Here is a 16280-nt window from a genome sequence, read left to right as displayed (position 1 = left end):
AAGTTGCAAATATGTGGTTCGCCTGCGCTAGAGGCTCGAAGCGGGACCTGTCGTTCCCCAGGGCGACTCGTAAAGCTCCCGCAGAGCGACGACCGCCGCTCCCTGCGCCCAGGCTTCATCGGTCGACTGGTCGAAAACCAGTTCGGCGACTTCGCTGATCGAGCTCGGGATCGCGCGGGAATAGGATTGCTGCAGGCTGTCGGTAAACACCGCGCCGAGCCCCAGCGTCGAGCCGACGATGATGACGCGGGGCGGACCGAACAGCGTGACGATGTTGGCAATCGCCAGCCCGACAGCTTCGCCGGCCCTAATAGCGGCGCCCGACAAGGGATTGTTCTCGGAGGCGATCAGCGCCTGCGCATGCGCCATACCGCGCCCGAGCCGCACGGCTTCGGCGAAATGCCCCACCAGCTGCTGCTCGCCGAAAATGGCTGTCTCGCCGGCAACCGCCGAAAGCCTGAGCGTCTCCTCGGATGTCGCGCCGAGCACCAGGTCGCCGAGATTATGACTGAGACCGCCAGCTCCACGGAACACCTGCCCGTTGTGAAGAAGGGCGAGCCCCAACGTCTGCTCAAGCGAGACGATGACGAAATCGTCGAGGTCCCGGGCTTGACCGAACCAGTGATGCGACAAAGCGATCGCGTGCGCATCGCTTTCGACGATGGTCGGAAGGCCGAGCCGGCTCGTCATTTCCTCGGCGAAATTGATATCCGTCTCGCGAAAGATAGGGCTGGAGCGCACCTTTCCGGTGCGATGTTCGACAACCCCCGGCAGGCCTAAGCAGACTGTGTCGATGTCGCTCAACGAAAGACCGGCATCGACGATGCACCGCCGCACGCCGTCTTCGACGAGATCGCTGATCACGCCGATCGGCAGCCTGTCGACGCGGACAGGGATGGTGAGCTGCGACAGAACCTCGCCGCAGAAATTCGTCAGCGCGAAAACGAGGCGGTTATTGGCGATCTTTGCGCCGACGACGCGTGCCGCATCCGGGTTGAGCTCCAGCATCACGCGCGGCCTGCCGCGGGCCGCCGTATTTCTGATGTCGCCCTCATGCCTGGTCAGGATCAGCCCGTCGTCGAGCAGCGATGCGGTGATAGCCGAGACGGTCGTGGTCGACAGCTGCGAACGTTCGCTGATCTCGACCCGGGAAATCGGGCCGCGCCTGCGGATCTTGTCCAGCACCGTGAAACGATTGATCGCCCGCATCAATTCTGGATCTGCAGTCTTCATGGAAAGCCGGATGCCCGTATCGCTATGACGTTTGATTCCGATATTTATGTCGGATCGCGAATTAAATAGCGTCGACGAACTGCCTCTTGTCAAGCCAATGTGAGCAAAACTTCAGCGGGTGCGGTTGACAATGATGTAAATGTCGTTTGAATTAATCCGCATAAGGGAAAAATTGAGGATGGTTGTTTCCCTTTGGAGGAGGAAGAATGACCTATCACCACAACGCAACGTCCTATACGGGCGTTCGGATCACTGCGCTCGCCGCAGCCACTGCACTTTCGACGCTTTTCGGGACCCATACGGCAACTGCTGCACAAACGGTCGTCAAGTGGATGCACGTCGAAACCGTACCCGCCTATATCAAGACGTGGGAAGACATCGCCAAGAAATATGAAACGCAGCATCCGGATGTCGATATCCAGCTGCAGTTTCTCGAAAACGAAGCGTTCAAGGCCAAGTTGCCGACGCTTCTGCAGTCCGACGCGGCGCCTGACTTCTTCTACAGCTGGGGTGGCGGCGTTCTTCGTCAGCAGTCCCAGACGGGCGCCCTGATGAACCTGACAGAGGCCATGAACGCAAACGGCGGCGAATGGGCCAAGACCTACAAGCCAGCCGCCGTCGCCGGCCTGACATTCGATGACAAGATCTATGCCGTCCCTTACCGCATGGGGACCGTCAGCTTCTTCTACAACAAGGAGTTGTTCGCCAAGGCAGGCGTCAAGGCCGAAGACATCAAGACCTGGGACGATTTCCTGGGAGCGGTCAAGACGTTGAAAGGTGCCGGCATTGCACCGATCGCAGGTGGCGGTGGCGATAAGTGGCCGCTGCATTTCTACTGGAGCTTCCTCGTCATGCGCAATGGCGGCGAAGCGGTGTTCGAAGCCGCCAAGAATAAGGAAGGCGAAGGCTTCATGCACCCTGCGGTGATCAAGGCCGGCGAGCAACTGGCAGAGCTCGGGAAGCTTCAGCCTTTCCAGAATGGCTATCTCGGCGCCAACTGGCCGCAGACGCTCGGTGCGTTCGGCGATGGACGGGCTGCAATGCTTCTCGGCTTTGAAAATACCGAGCCAAACCAGCGCAAGAATGCCGGCGACGGCAAGGGGCTTGCTGCCGACAACATCGGCCGCTTCGGGTTCCCGATTGTCGAAGGCGGCGCCGGCAAAGCCACCGATACGCTGGGCGGGCTGAACGGCTGGGGCGTCAGCAAGAACGCTTCGCCGGCGGCTGTCGATTTCCTCCGCTTCCTGACCAGTCAGGAGATGGAGCGGCAGATGGCCTCCGAAGGGATGATCATTCCTGCGGCTGTCGATGCCGAGGAAGGCTTGAAAAACCCGCTGATGCGGGAATCTGCCGACCAGCTCGCCGCATCCACCTGGCACCAGAACTTCTTCGACCAGGATCTCGGTCCATCGGTTGGCCGCGTCGTCAATGATGTCTCGGTCGAAATTCTCGCCGGGCAGATGACCGCCGAAGAGGGAGCGCAGGCAATCCAGGACGCGACCGAACTGGAGTAAGCCGACAAGCCGGTGGCGGCAGCGCCGTCACCGGCAACGGCACTTCTGAATTGGTGCGACAAGGATAGACCGGATGAACAACATGACCGCGAAGATCAGCGGCGCCTCCGTCATGGGTGTGCCGGAAAAGGTGCGCTACAAAAGCCCGACCGCGCGTGGCCGATTGCCGGCGCTGATCATCTTCCTGCCGCCCGCCCTGCTTCTGTTCACGCTCTTTGTGATCCTGCCCATGGGCGAAGCCGCGTGGTACAGTTTCTATCGCTGGAACGGCTACGGCACGCCGACCGAATTTGTGGGCGTTCGCAATTTCGAGGTGCTGTTCAACAACGCCGCCTTTTCGACCGCTTTGATCAACAATGGCCTGATCATCGTCGTGTCCCTGCTGCTGCAGGTGCCGCTGGCAATCTGGCTGGCGGTGATGCTCGGCAAGAAGATCAGAGGCGTCGTCGCATTCCGGCTGATCTTCTTTCTACCTTATGTTCTGGCCGACGTGGCCGCCGGTCTCATCTGGCGCTTCGTCTATGACGGTGACTATGGATTGTTCGCCGCAATCGCCGGCTTTCTCGGCGTAGCGACACCGTATGTTCTAGCTGACAGGGATCTTGCGATCTACGCGGTGCTGGCCGTCGTCATCTGGAAATATTTCGGCTTTCACATGATGCTGTTCATCGCCGGCCTCCAGTCGATCGACAAGAGCGTCATGGAAGCGGCCGAGATCGACGGTGCGACCGGCTGGCAGAAATTCCGCTACGTCACCTTGCCACTGCTCGGATCGACCGTGCGCCTGTCCGTCTTCTTTGCCATCATCGGATCGCTGCAACTGTTCGACCTGATCATGCCGCTGACCGGCGGCGGTCCGTCGAACTCGACGCAGACCATGGTCACCTTTCTCTACACCTACGGCGTCACGCGCATGCAGGTCGGATTGGGAAGCGCCGTCGGCGTCGTCCTGTTCGTCATTTGTGTAACGATCGCCTTCGGTTACAAAAGGATATTCATGCGAAATGACTGACACATCGTCCACAGTCCGCGTGTCCACAGCAACGCGCCTCTATGTCTATGTTTCGCTGTCGCTGGTCGCTGCCATCGTGCTCGTCCCGCTTGTGACCACGGCATTAGGCGGCTTCAAGACGCTCGGCGACCTCCGGCTCAATCCGTTCGGACTGCCCAGCGAATGGGTCTGGTCCAACTATGTCGATATCCTGTTTGGAGAGCGCTACTGGCGCCAGATGATGAACTCGCTGATCATCGCCTGCGTTACCGTGTTCCTGACACTCGTCGTCTCGTCGATGGCGGCTTTCTGTTTTGCGCATATCCGTTTCTTCGGCTCAAACCAGCTGCTGAACTACTTTCTGATCGGGCTGATGTTTCCGGCAGCAACGGCAATTCTCCCGTTGTTCATCCGCATTCGCGATCTTGGCCTGCTCGACTCCTATTGGGGCGTGATCCTGCCGCAGGTCGCATTCGGGCTCGGCATGAGCATCCTTCTGTTCCGCAACTATTTCCGCAATCTGCCGGAAGAGCTGTTTCAGGCGGCGTTTGTCGATGGCTGCGGCTATATCCGCTTCTTCTGGTACATATCGTTGCCGCTATCGCGGCCGATCGTGGCAACCGTGGGCATCGTCACCTTCGTCAGCAGCTGGAACAGCTACATCCTGCCGCTGATCATGCTGAACACCGAGAGCAAATATCCGTGGCCTCTCGGCATCATGGTCTATCGCGGTGAGTTCGGCACCGATTGGCAGCTGGTGCTTGCCTTTATCACGCTCACCATCCTGCCGACGATCATCGTCTTCTTCCTGGCCCAGAAACATATCATCGCAGGCCTTACCGCCGGCGCCGTAAAGTCTTGAATTGAAGGATTAGCATCATGGCATCGGTTGGCCTTACAAACGTTCGCAAGAGCTACGGCGCGCTCCAGGTGGTTCACGATATCTCGCTGTCGGTCGATGACGGCGAGTTCATCGCCCTGGTTGGGCCGTCGGGCTGCGGAAAGTCGACGCTGCTGCGCATGATCGCGGGGCTTGAAGACATCAGCGACGGCGAAGTCACGATCGGCGGTACGGTGGTCAACGCCATGACGCCCCGGGAACGCAACATCGCCATGGTCTTCCAGTCCTACGCGCTCTACCCGCACATGACGGTCGGCGAGAACATGGGCTTCAACCTCAAGCTTGCCGGTGTCACCAAGCCTGACATCGCCACCCGCGTCGGAGAAGCAGCCCGCATGCTGGCGCTCGAAGATCTTCTGGACCGCAAGCCCAGCCAGCTTTCCGGCGGGCAACGGCAGCGCGTCGCGATGGGACGGGCAATTGTGCGCGATCCGGCAGTCTTTCTGTTCGACGAACCCTTGTCCAATCTCGACGCCAAACTGCGCGTGCAGATGCGCACCGAGATCAAGGCGCTGCACCAGAAGGTCGGGACGACGTCCATCTATGTGACGCATGACCAGATCGAAGCGATGACCCTTGCCGACCGGATCGTCGTTCTCAATGCCGGCCGCATCGAGCAGGTCGGCACGCCGATGGAGCTCTACCGGACACCTGCCAACCTCTTCGTCGCAGGCTTCATCGGCTCTCCCGCGATGAACCTGCTCGACGGCACGATCGACGGCGAAAACGACAGACCGGTCGTTCGTCTGGCGGAAGGATCCGCAATCGACATTTCACCGCTACGCAAGGTCCGTCGCGGCCAGAGCGTCAAGCTCGGGCTCCGCCCCGAACACCTGACGGCCGGCGGCGACAACATTGGCGGCGAAACGCTGCTTGTCGAACCGACGGGCGCGCAGACGCATGTGCTGTTTGAATTTGCCGGCCAGCAGATGACCGCCATCGTCGATGGAGACCATCCCGTGCGACACGGAACGCAGTTTCGCGCCGGCATCGACAAAAACCTTGTCTACGTCTTCGACCGGGAAAGCGGCGTGAGCCTCTGACGCCAATTCAGCGCTGCACGCGATCGGGCGGGTCGTCTGCCCGCGCGGCTCATCTGCGTCACAATGTCCTCGTGGTTGCAACTCATTGCATGGGTTTCCGTAACTCATTATGACCTTGGGCTGCATGATAAGCTGATAGGCGAGATGATCCGGCGTTTTGGGCAGATTAGACAGGTAGGGTTGCGCATTCTCTGCAGCCTTGCGTTTCTGTTGCTCGGATTTGCCAATTCCCATCCGACCGCCAATGCGCGCTCGATCGAGACCATCGCGATTGCGTCCTACATCCTCCCGGACGGAAGTCTGCCTGATCTTTGCCTTCCCTCGGAAGCCGGGAAAACGCATCACGATAAAGGTGAAAGCAAGATCTCCTGCGACGCCTGCCGGCATGTGACGGCATCAATACTGCCACTGCCGACAGATACGTTGGGTGCGCCGATCCTGCGCGAGATCGTGCACGCGCATTGGCAATCCAACGAAAGCCTTTCTCGGTTCGTCCTGCTGACCGGCACCTCGGCCAGAGGGCCCCCTCTTCGTAGCTGACGGAATAAGCAAAACCGATTCTGCTACATCGAAGGCGAATACCCATGTCGACAATCCGAGCGAAATTTCTTGTAGCGGCCGTGGCATTAATGCTGCCTGGCACCGCATCTTCCCAGCACATGCATGCACACGGGACCGGTAATATCACGATCGAATCCGCCTTTTCCCGCGCCATGCTGCCGGTGGCAAAGGTCGGAGGGGGTTACCTGACGATCAACAACGCCGGCGCGGCCGATCGGCTTGTCGGTGCGAAGTCTGATCGTGCCGAAGAAGTCCAGATCCACGAGATGAAGATGACCGGCGCCGTGATGGAAATGCGGGAATTGGACAACGGTATCCCCGTGCCGGCCAAGTCTACCGTCAAGCTGGAACCCGGTGGCTATCATCTCATGTTCACGAATGTCTCTAGACCTTTCAAGGAGGGCGAGACGCTGGCGGTCACGCTCATCTTTGAAAAGGCCGGGCCGATCGAGGTCGAGTTTGCCGTCGGACCGTTTGCCGGTGCGCAAAGGGCTCACGCCGCTCACGAAGGTCACGACTGATGACGAAGAACCCGTTCATGCTGGTTGCCACAACGATCTCGGCAATCTTCATCACTGTCCTCGTCGGAGTCCTCTTCTTCACGTTCAAGGATGAGCCAAGAAATACCACATTCAATACCGCGTTTTCTCTGATCAACGATCGGGGAGAAGCGGTCGATCAGTCGATCTTCAAGGGCAACCCGTCACTGGTCTATTTCGGCTACACGCATTGCCCGGAAGCCTGCCCGACGACGCTTTATGAAGTTGCTGGATACCTCAAGGAACTGGGTGAAGATGGCCTGCCGATCAAAAGCTACCTGGTCACGGTCGATCCGGAACGGGACACCCCTGACATCATGAACGGCTATGTCACCGCCTTTTCGGACCGGATCACGGGGGTGACCGGAACGCCTGAAGAGATCCGGCGGGTGGTCGCCGGATGGCGCGCATTCGCGGAAAAGAAGCCGAACAAGAGTGGCGGCTATTCCATGAGCCACACGATGGATCTGTTCCTGATCGGTGCGGATGGCCGGTTGAAGGGGCTCATTCCCTATGGCTCGGATCCCGACGTCGCCATCAGCAAGATCCGCAGCGCGCTCCTGTAGTCTCACGAGCGGGGCCATAGCTCATGGCGGCCATCGAACGAACGTAGATGCCGACAGATACGCATCGTTTCTTAAATTAAGCCATGCTAATCTATTCTTAAGCGGTCTCTGACATTGCTTTTCCGCAAGTGTGGAAAGTGCCATGATCTCTGGTCGACATATCGGTCCGGCAAATCGGAAATCTGCACCGCAGGTTTCGACAAAAAGACCCGCGTTCGCCAAGGACGGCATCTTGTCGAAGCGACGACTTTCCGAAGCCCTCTCAACCGATGCGATCTGGCCGGCATTTCAGCCGCTTGTCGATCTGCAGAGCGGTGCGATCATCGGCTTTGAGGTTCTTGCGCGTTGGACCGATTCTGAAGCAGGTGCCATCGCACCTTCAGATTTCATTCCGTTCGCCGAAACCAGCAATCTGATCGGGGCTTTGACGCAAAAGATCGTCCAGGATGCCTGTCGCAAAGCTGCAAGCTGGAGGGGAGACTTTGTCCTCGCGATCAACCTGTCGCCGACGCAGTTTCAGGACCCAGACCTCTTCCACTTTCTGGCTTCGATAATCTCGGACACCGGGTTTCCGATGAACCGGATCCATATCGAAATGACGGAAAGCGCACTGCTCGATGACGATACAGTCGTCAGGGAAAACATAGCATCGCTCAAGTCTGCCGGCATGGGCATCTCCCTCGACGACTTCGGGACCGGCTTTGCCAGCCTGACGCGGCTTCACGCGTTCCCCTTCGACAAACTGAAGATCGACACAAGCTTCGTGCGCTCCATGCAGCATGACAGCGGCAGCCGGAAAATCGTCGCCTCGGTCATTGGGCTGGGGCAAAGCCTTGGCATGACGGTTGTTGCCGAGGGCGTTGAAACCGAAGAACAGGCAGAAATGCTGAAGCGCCTTGGTTGCGACGTTGGACAGGGGTGGCTGTTTGGCAGACCTGTCGACGGTGATGCGACAGAACGGCTTCTCGCTGTCAGCAAGCAGAAGCCACTCACGGAACGCCGCGGAACCAGCTCGCTGTTCCAGCGGGTCCATCAACTGGAAACGCTCTATGAGGCGGCACCGGTCGGTCTCTGCTTTCTCGATTCAGACTTGCGCCATGTCAGTGTAAACAATCGGTTCGCTGCAATGCTGGGATTAACGCCCGAGCAGATGATCGGGCTCACCGTTCACAGTTTCATGCCGGCACGAGAGGCGCGCCGGGTCACCAAAGATCTTCAGCGAGTCCTTGCGGGCGAGCCTTTGATTGTGGACGAATATCGTCCGCCCGGAAGTGAGAACATTCTCCTCGTGGTGAACCAGCGGGTCGATGACGACGCCGGCGAGCCGATCGGCATTTCGGTCACGGCGATCGATGTTACCGGTCACAAGTCGATGGAAAAGGCGCTGACCGAGACGGAAGACCACGCACGATGGTCGATCGAACTCAGCCCCAACATTCCCTGGTCGAGCGATGCCGAAGGCATTGTCAATTTCATGGGGCCAACGCCAGACCCGACGATGTCCAGGATGCGTGACCGGATCGCGGACTGGTACGGTCGGATGCATCCGGACGACAGTTTGCGGGTTCGACGGGAATGGCTTGGATGGCTGCCATCCGGCGACCCCTTTGAAACCAGGTTTCGCATGCGTCTGCACGACGACAGCTGGCGATGGATGGTCAGTCGAGCAAAGCCTCATCGCGATGCGACCGGCAAGATCGTGAAATGGTACGGCACCATCACCGAGATCGTGCCCACGGAGGTCCCGCTGGACGGGAAAGTATCCGTGAAGGCTCCTCATGTCTGGCATGATCCGGACCAGGCTGATGTCCTGCCGACGCAACACTTGATCTCGATGCTGATGAGGATGTTTGAGTCCGCGCCCATTGCCATGGCCATCACGACGAGCGACACGAAAACCTCGAGCTACGTCAAAGTCAACGATGCCTATCTGAAGCTCACCGGCCTGAAATGGGACGAGATCAACGGAAAGAAGCTGATTTCCGAGGGTGCCGCGATCGACAATCCCGCCCGCGACAGACGGCACCGGCTGTTGCGCGAGGACGGCGCCTACGAGCTCGAAGATGTTGAGATTGCTCATTCGGATGGTACGATCATCCCAACCCTGATTTCTGCGCAACGCACGATCGTCGATGGCGTTTCATTCGATGTGGAGGTCATTGTCGATGTGTCTGCCCGCGTCAGGCAGCAGCGCGCTATCGAAAGCGCTCTGAAAACCTCCGCGCAGACCGATGCCCTGTCAGGACTCCCAAACCGAGCCTGTTTTGATGAGGTTGTTGCCGGAGAGGTTGCCCGCAACCTGCTCAATGACAGAAAGCTCGCCATCGCCTACATCGATCTCAACGGCTTCAAGATCGTCAACGACAGTCTGGGGCATTCCGCAGGCGACGAAGTCCTGCGAACGATCTCGGCGAGACTTCGCGAAAGTTTCCGAGCGACGGATTTCATCGCCAGGGTCGGAGGAGACGAGTTTGCTATTCTTCTCGACATGGATCGCAAGTTTGCGGGCGATATGCAGACCCATATTCAGGAAACGATGGAAAGGGTGTTCAAGCCGATCCCCATCGATGGCCAGGTGACATTCACGGGTGCCGCGGTCGGCGTTACGTTCCTAAAGGCCGAAGACACGCCGCAAACTTATGTCAAACGCGCTGACGACTATATGTATCTGGCGAAAGCCACCGGAAAACGGGTGGCCGTCGTGTGTTTCGGTCAGGTTCTCGATCCCCCGACGACGCATAAAGTGGACCGGACGAACGGTGTTCGCGACGGCTGAAGTGTGTCGACGGCCGAACTATCGGCAGCCGATATTGCGAGGTGTTGTGCCAACCCCTTTCATGCAGGGCAGGTCTGGATACCTATCCAGACTGCCGCGGTCGTCGTCAGTCCGGCGCGACTGACGACGGAGGCCGGATTGTGGCGGCATCGTCGGCCGCTGCATCGTTCTCTCCACCAAACGCCGCATCAGCCTGCTGGTTGACCTTGGTCACATCGTCGCTTTCCTGATCCGACATGTCGGCTGGATGCTCGGAACGCTTCCAGTGATCGTCATGGGACCCTTCAGGACGGCCTTCTTCCTCCCACAGTCTGTAGGCCCGTTCGCGCTGTTCCTGTTCTCTATCGGTCATGGTTGCTCCTCCTAAGTTGCGAAGACATAACCAGCGGACGGGCCCCGGGTTTCCGGGAGGCGGATGACATAGAATAAAATTTTTGTCAGCTCGCCGCGCAGGCTCTGCCGGACAGCGATCGCAAGCGATTGACAAAGCCCGTTTCTTTGTCCAACCTTGGCGTCATTCCGAGGGGAGCATCGAACGGTGCTGAGATGGCGGTGAGCCGGACCCTTGAACCTGATCCGGGTCATACCGGCGTAGGAACGGAAACGGCGCAATACCGCACCTCTTTCTTATTCTCCGCTCGCCTGGATCTCCATGATGTCAAGGTCAGGAGATCAGCCATGCTTACGCTCTCGAGAAATACCCGAATAGGACGAATGCGGTTCGACGGTTTCAACCCGCGTCGCTGACATGCAGTCCCGGTTTGCAGCCCTCGGGCTTTTTCTGCTGCTGGTAGGCTGGCAGATAGCCGTTCAGGTCTTTTCGCCGCCACGCTATCTTTTGCCGCCACCGCTCGCGGTGGTGCAGGCATTGGTGCGTCAGAGCAGCTTCCTCGCTCATCATACCGCTGTCACCATCACCGAGATTTTTGCAGGTCTCGTCGCCGGCAGCATCTTCGGTGCGGCGGTCGCGTTTCTCGTCGTGGCATTCCCGCGGGCCGGCAGGCTTGCCTGGCCGATCATCCTTATCCTGCAGACCTTTCCGGTCTTCGTGCTGGCACCCATCCTGGTGCTCTGGCTCGGTTTCGGCATGGCGTCGAAAGTGATGATGACGACGCTCGTCATCTTCTTCCCGGTCGCCTCCGCCTTCGCAGATGGCCTGAGGCGGACGGAACCAGCGATCCTGGAAGCCGCCGCGCTGACAAGCGCGACGCCCTGGCAGATCCTTGTGAGGCTCAGAACACCGCTTGCGCTGCCGGCGCTCGTGTCCGGTCTGCGCGTCGCCGTGCCGCTCGCGCCGCTGGGTGCCGTGATCGGCGAATGGGTCGGGGCTTCAGCCGGGCTCGGCTTCGTCATGGTTCAGGCGAACGCCCGCATGCAGACCGACACCGTTTTCGCAGCCATGACCATCCTGGCCCTGACCAGCGTCGCGCTGCGCCTCGGTTTCGACCGTCTCGTAAAGGGACGCCCCCATTGGGCGACCGAGACCGAACAACAGACACAGTTATCATCGTGAGGAGAGACGACCACCCATGAAACGCATGCTTCTGGCCTTTGCCATTGCCATATCCGCCAGCATGAATGCATCCGCAACGCATGCCGCAGAAAAGCTCACCGTCATGCTTGAATGGTTTGTGAACCCGGACCATGCGCCGCTCGTGATTGCCGCCGAAAACGGCTATTTCAAAGCCGCCGGCCTCGATGTCGAGCTGGTGCCTCCCGCCGACCCGTCGACGGTGCCTCGCCTCGTTGCCGCCGGCCAGGCCGATATCGGCATCCACTACCAACCGAACCTGTATCTCGATCGTGCAGCCGGCCTGCCGCTCAAGCGAATCGGTACCCTCGTCGAAACGCCCTTGAATACGGTGACGGTTCTCGCCGATGGCCCGATCAAGAGCCTCAAGGACCTGCGCGGCAAGAAGGTCGGCTTTTCCGTCACGGGTTTCGAAGACGCGATGCTGAAGCGCATGCTCGAGGGCGAAGGCATTGGGCTTACCGAGGTCGAACTGATCAACGTCAATTTCGCCCTCTCGCCGTCGCTGATCGGCGGCAAGGTCGATGCCACGCTTGGCGGCTTCAGAAACTTCGAACTGACGCAGATGCGGATCGAAGGGCACGAGGGCCGTTCATTCTTTCCGGAAGAACACGGCGTCCCCGTTTACGACGAGCTGATCATCGTCACACGCGACGGGCTGGCGACAGATCCTCGCCTGCCCCGCTTTCTCGAAGCCGTCGAGAAGGCTGCAATTTTCCTGACCAATCACCCCGATGATGCCTGGAAACTGTTCATCAAGGCCTATCCCAACCTCGACGACCCGCTCAATCGTCAGGCGTTCACCGACACGCTGCCGCGTTTCGCCAAACGGCCTGCAGCGCTGGATCGGGGTCGCTACCAGCGCTTCGGTGAGTTCATGGCCGCGAGCGGCCTTATTCCGCAGGCCCCGCCGGTCGATGACGTGGCGATCGAAATCCGGTGATGACAATGAACAATTCCCCGACGCCGCAACAGGCCGGCGATCTCCTGGCACGTGTGAGGGCCCGGCGCCCGCGCGTCCATTGCCTGATGAACACCGTGGTGCAGAAATTCGTTGCTGACGGCATCACTGCAATCGGCGCCATCCCCTCGATGACCTCCTCCCCGGACGAAATCGTCGGTTTCGTCTCCAAGGCTGATGTCCTCGTCGTCAATCTCGGCACGCTGGATGCTGACCGTCGCAAGGTGATCGAACTGGCTGTCGAGGTTGCAAACGATCATGGAAAACCCTGGGTCCTCGATCCCGTTCATAGCGACTATTCCCCCGTGCGGCTGGAGTTTGCAAAGACATTGATCGCCCGCCGCCCAACAGTACTGCGTGGCAACAGCGCGGAGATGGCGCTGTTCGGAGACATTGGCGAAACACTGAAAATCGAGACCGGCGCTCACGATCGCCTGACGGATGGCGCGCGAACCGGCACTGTTCGTAACGGCCACCGATGGATGGCGGATGTTACCGGGACCGGTTGCCTGTCAGGTGGCATCATCGCAGCGTATCTGGCCGTCGAACCGGAAGCCATGGCTGCGGCGGCTGCGGCACTAGCGACGACCGGCGTCGCCGCCGAACAGGCCGCCGGGCACGCGCGCGGCCCCGGTAGTTTCGCCGTTGCCTTCCTGGATGCGCTGTCATCGCTCACGGCCGAAGAGCTCAGTCTGCACGGAAGGATCGACCATGAGATTTGATTTCCGACTGAACCCGATCGTCGATGCGGGTCTTTCCGATATCGGCGATCTCGTGGACCTCGCCGCGATCGCCGCCCGAAATGGCGCGACGCTGATCCAGTACCGCGACAAGAACGGCTCCACCCGGCAGATGATCGCCATGGCCAAAAGCATCAAGGCGGCCCTTGATGGCACCGGCGTGCCGCTTGTGATCAACGATCGTGTCGATGTGGCGCTCGCTTCAGGCGCCGACGGCGTGCATCTGGGCGCTGATGACATGGATGCCGCGATCGCACGCCAACTGCTTGGCCCCGACGCCATCATCGGCCTCACCGTCAAAACACGTGCAGATGCGGAACGCGCCGGACGAGCTCAGGCCAGCTATGCCTGTATCGGCGGGGTGTTCGAGACCCTGTCGAAACAGAACCCCGATCCACCGGTTGGCCTCGAAGGCTTGCGGGATCTGCGCGAACGGTTGCGACAACTTGATCCGGCCCTCCCCGTCGGCGCGATCGCGGGCATCGGGCTCGAACAAGTGCAAAGCGTGATCGGAGCGGGTGCCGACGGTGTCGCGGTTATCTCGGCGATTTTTCGCGCACCGGATCCTGCAGACGCCTGCCGCAGTTTTCGGGGCAGGGTCGATGATGCCCTGAGCGAGGTGAAGCGATGACATCCGTTGCCATGACAATCGCCGGCTCCGACAGTGGCGGAGGTGCCGGCATTCAGGCCGATATCAAGACATTTTCCGCACACGGTGTGTTCGCGACCAGCGTCATCACCGCCGTGACCGCCCAGAACACGCGGGGCGTGAGCGCCGTCGAAGACATCTCGGCGACGATGATCCGAGAGCAGATGCGCGCCGTGCTCGCCGATATTGAGGTCCATGCGATCAAGATCGGCATGGTGTCCCGCTGCGAAACAATCCACGCGGTTGCCGGGGGGCTGACACACTTTAGCGGTCCCGTCGTCCTCGATCCCGTCATGGTCGCGACCTCGGGCGATCGGCTGCTGCGCGAAGATGCGATCTCCGCCCTCATCGCCAGCCTCGTGCCGAAAGCGACGATCGTGACGCCGAACCTGCCGGAAGCTGCACTGCTGACCGGCATGCCGGTCGCCGAAACCCGGTCCGACATGACCCGTCAGGCGGAGATCATCCTCAACGCCGGAGCCCGTGCCGTGCTGATGAAGGGCGGTCACGGGTGCGGCCGCGACAGCATCGATCTCCTGTTCGATCAGTCGGGCGTGACGGAGTTTTCTTCTCCCCGTGTCGATACGAAAAACGACCATGGCACAGGCTGCACGCTTGCGGCGGCGATCACCGCCGGCCTCGCCCGCGGCCTGTCGCTGCACGAGTCCGTTGGAGCTGCGAAGACCTATCTTCAGGACGCTCTCATTGCCGGAAGAAACCTCTCGATCGGCGGCGGGCATGGCCCGGTCCACCACTTCCACAAATGGTGGCCAGCATGAGCCGAGCTATCGAGGGTCCTGCAAGGGCCGGACGCCTGGCGCAGTTCGCGTCGCGGCTTGCCTCGCCGGTTGCCCTCCTTGTCATTTGGCAGATCGCCAGCATGACGGGACTGCTGTCGCCGCGCATTCTGGCCGGACCGGGCGACATCGTCGCGACAGCCAGCCGCCTCATCGCGTCCGGTGAACTGATCAACGGGCTGATCGTATCGTTCCTGCGGGTGCTTGCAGGCTTTTCGATCGCGCTCGTCGCCGGGATTGTTCTGGCTCTGATCTCCGGCCTGTCTCGGTTCGGAGAAGCGGTGATAGACCCGCCGATCCAGATGCTGAAGGCCATGCCGTTCCTGGGTCTTCTGCCACTATTCATTCTCTGGTTCGGGATCGGCGAGATGCCGAAGATCGGGCTCGTCGCCTTCGGCGCCATCTTTCCGATCTATCTCACCCTTTATGGCGGCATTCGCGGCATTGACAGGAAGCTGATCGAGGCGGGGCAGATGATGGACCTCGGCACGACAAGCATCATTCGCCATATCGTCATTCCTGGCGCCCTGCCCTCGCTGCTCGTGGGCGTCCGATACGGCCTCAGCGTCGCCTGGCTCAGCCTCGTCGTCGGCGAACAGATCAATGCCTCCAGTGGTATCGGATACACGATTTCCTATGCCCGCGACTTTATGCAGACAGATGTCATCGTCGTCTGCCTTCTAGTCTACGCCATCTTAGGCCTGCTGACCGATGGTCTCGTACGCATGATCGAGGCTTATGCGCTGCGCTGGCGTCCGGTGGTGTTCGGTTGATCCCCCTCGTCGACATCAGGCAACTCACCCGCTCGTTTGGCGGCGCGGCCGTTCTCGACGGCATCGACCTCGCCATCGCGCCCGGCGAATTCGTCGCCCTGCTCGGCCGCAGTGGTTCCGGAAAAACCACGCTGCTGCGCATTCTGGCAGGGCTCGATACCTCTCCAGCCGAAAAGCTTCAGCTGACCACCCGCCGTTCAGTGGTTTTCCAGGAACCGCGCCTGCTGCCGTGGAAAAGCGTCATCGACAACGTCGCGCTCGGTCTGCTCCACCCGGATGCGCGAGCGCTGGCGACCCAGGCACTGGAGGAAGTCGGCCTGTCGCACCGGCTCGATGCCTGGCCGCTGACGCTCTCGGGCGGCGAGGCGCAGCGATCGGCGCTTGCGCGGGCGCTGGTCCGCGAACCTCAACTGCTGCTGCTGGACGAACCGTTTGCCTCCCTCGACGCGCTGACCCGGTTGCGAATGCATGAGCTCGTCCTCGCGTTGTGGCGCAAGCATTTCCCGGCCGTGCTGCTCGTCACCCATGATGTCTGGGAAGCCGTCGCCCTTGCCGACCGTATCCTGGTGCTCGACCAGGGACGTTTCGTGCTCGAAATCAAGGTCGATATCGACCGCCCCCGCCGCCGCGACGACCCCAGAACAGGCCGTATCGAAGCGGCGCTTCTGGAGGAGCTCGGCGTCCTTCCCACGCAAGACTGACTTC

The 16280-nt window shown here is 60.2% G+C and carries 17 protein-coding genes and 1 riboswitch; of the genes, 15 read left to right on the top strand and 2 right to left on the bottom strand.

The window, feature by feature from the left end; translation table 11 throughout:
* Positions 1 to 27 precede the first annotated feature (27 nt).
* The gene (locus tag IFT59_RS14520) at positions 28 to 1233 is read right to left on the bottom strand and encodes an ROK family transcriptional regulator (protein WP_062459637.1); all 1206 of its coding nucleotides are present in this window, start codon (positions 1231 to 1233) and stop codon (positions 28 to 30) included.
* Positions 1234 to 1439: 206 nt separating this feature from the next.
* Between IFT59_RS14520 and IFT59_RS14515 the strand changes: the two genes are divergently transcribed.
* The 8 genes from IFT59_RS14515 to IFT59_RS14480 all read left to right on the top strand — a co-directional run bounded on the left by IFT59_RS14515 (position 1440) and on the right by IFT59_RS14480 (position 10124).
* A complete protein-coding gene (locus IFT59_RS14515; protein WP_062578044.1) occupies positions 1440 to 2747 on the top strand; it encodes an ABC transporter substrate-binding protein in 1308 nt (435 codons plus the stop codon).
* 112 nt (positions 2748 to 2859) lie between these two features.
* Positions 2860 to 3759, top strand: a complete 900-nt coding sequence (locus IFT59_RS14510; RefSeq protein WP_092663466.1) for a carbohydrate ABC transporter permease — start codon at positions 2860 to 2862, stop codon at positions 3757 to 3759.
* Positions 3752 to 4600: a carbohydrate ABC transporter permease gene (locus IFT59_RS14505; RefSeq protein WP_062459629.1), complete on the top strand. Its 849-nt coding sequence runs from the start codon at positions 3752 to 3754 to the stop codon at positions 4598 to 4600. The genes IFT59_RS14510 and IFT59_RS14505 overlap by 8 nt, the downstream gene beginning before the upstream one ends.
* Positions 4601 to 4617: 17 nt before the next feature.
* On the top strand, positions 4618 to 5682 hold the full coding sequence (locus tag IFT59_RS14500) for an ABC transporter ATP-binding protein (RefSeq protein ID WP_062459626.1): 1065 nt from the start codon (positions 4618 to 4620) through the stop codon (positions 5680 to 5682).
* Between the two features lie 75 nt (positions 5683 to 5757).
* Positions 5758 to 6222 (top strand): hypothetical protein, encoded by a 465-nt coding sequence (locus tag IFT59_RS14495; RefSeq protein WP_192087321.1) that lies wholly within the window; start codon positions 5758 to 5760, stop codon positions 6220 to 6222.
* A gap of 44 nt (positions 6223 to 6266) precedes the next feature.
* A complete protein-coding gene (locus IFT59_RS14490; protein ID WP_192087320.1) occupies positions 6267 to 6764 on the top strand; it encodes a copper chaperone PCu(A)C in 498 nt (165 codons plus the stop codon).
* Complete coding sequence (locus IFT59_RS14485; RefSeq protein ID WP_245341422.1) at positions 6764 to 7348, top strand: SCO family protein; 585 nt, start codon at positions 6764 to 6766, stop codon at positions 7346 to 7348. The genes IFT59_RS14490 and IFT59_RS14485 overlap by 1 nt, the downstream gene beginning before the upstream one ends.
* A gap of 232 nt (positions 7349 to 7580) precedes the next feature.
* Positions 7581 to 10124, top strand: coding sequence for an EAL domain-containing protein (locus IFT59_RS14480; protein ID WP_192087319.1), 2544 nt, complete (start codon positions 7581 to 7583; stop codon positions 10122 to 10124).
* Between the two features lie 106 nt (positions 10125 to 10230).
* Here the strand turns inward: IFT59_RS14480 and IFT59_RS14475 are convergent, their stop codons facing one another.
* Positions 10231 to 10476, bottom strand: a complete 246-nt coding sequence (locus tag IFT59_RS14475; RefSeq protein WP_062459613.1) for a DUF2934 domain-containing protein — start codon at positions 10474 to 10476, stop codon at positions 10231 to 10233.
* A gap of 160 nt (positions 10477 to 10636) precedes the next feature.
* Positions 10637 to 10739: riboswitch (TPP riboswitch) on the top strand.
* Between the two features lie 133 nt (positions 10740 to 10872).
* Here IFT59_RS14475 and IFT59_RS14470 point away from each other — a divergent pair.
* The 7 genes from IFT59_RS14470 to IFT59_RS14440 are packed head-to-tail and all read left to right on the top strand — an operon-like array spanning position 10873 to position 16276.
* Complete coding sequence (locus IFT59_RS14470; RefSeq protein ID WP_192087318.1) at positions 10873 to 11637, top strand: ABC transporter permease; 765 nt, start codon at positions 10873 to 10875, stop codon at positions 11635 to 11637.
* Positions 11638 to 11653: 16 nt separating this feature from the next.
* Entirely contained in the window at positions 11654 to 12598 is a 945-nt protein-coding gene (locus tag IFT59_RS14465) for an ABC transporter substrate-binding protein (RefSeq protein WP_192087317.1), read from the top strand.
* Positions 12598 to 13338 carry a hydroxyethylthiazole kinase gene (locus tag IFT59_RS14460; protein WP_192087316.1) on the top strand — a complete coding sequence of 247 codons (741 nt, stop codon included), beginning with the start codon at positions 12598 to 12600 and terminating at the stop codon, positions 13336 to 13338. Before IFT59_RS14465 ends, IFT59_RS14460 begins: the two co-directional genes overlap by 1 nt.
* Positions 13328 to 13987, top strand: a complete 660-nt coding sequence (gene thiE / locus IFT59_RS14455) for a thiamine phosphate synthase (protein WP_192087315.1) — start codon at positions 13328 to 13330, stop codon at positions 13985 to 13987. Before IFT59_RS14460 ends, thiE begins: the two co-directional genes overlap by 11 nt.
* Positions 13984 to 14784: a bifunctional hydroxymethylpyrimidine kinase/phosphomethylpyrimidine kinase gene (gene thiD / locus IFT59_RS14450; RefSeq protein ID WP_192087314.1), complete on the top strand. Its 801-nt coding sequence runs from the start codon at positions 13984 to 13986 to the stop codon at positions 14782 to 14784. The genes thiE and thiD overlap by 4 nt, the downstream gene beginning before the upstream one ends.
* Positions 14781 to 15575 carry an ABC transporter permease subunit gene (locus IFT59_RS14445; protein ID WP_249407599.1) on the top strand — a complete coding sequence of 265 codons (795 nt, stop codon included), beginning with the start codon at positions 14781 to 14783 and terminating at the stop codon, positions 15573 to 15575. Before thiD ends, IFT59_RS14445 begins: the two co-directional genes overlap by 4 nt.
* A complete protein-coding gene (locus tag IFT59_RS14440) occupies positions 15572 to 16276 on the top strand; it encodes an ABC transporter ATP-binding protein (RefSeq protein ID WP_192087312.1) in 705 nt (234 codons plus the stop codon). Before IFT59_RS14445 ends, IFT59_RS14440 begins: the two co-directional genes overlap by 4 nt.
* Positions 16277 to 16280: the final 4 nt, after the last annotated feature.

Source organism: Rhizobium sp. CFBP 8752, from assembly GCF_014842035.1.
GTDB lineage: Bacteria > Pseudomonadota > Alphaproteobacteria > Rhizobiales > Rhizobiaceae > Neorhizobium > Neorhizobium soli.
This window is presented reverse-complemented; position numbering and strand designations above follow the sequence as displayed.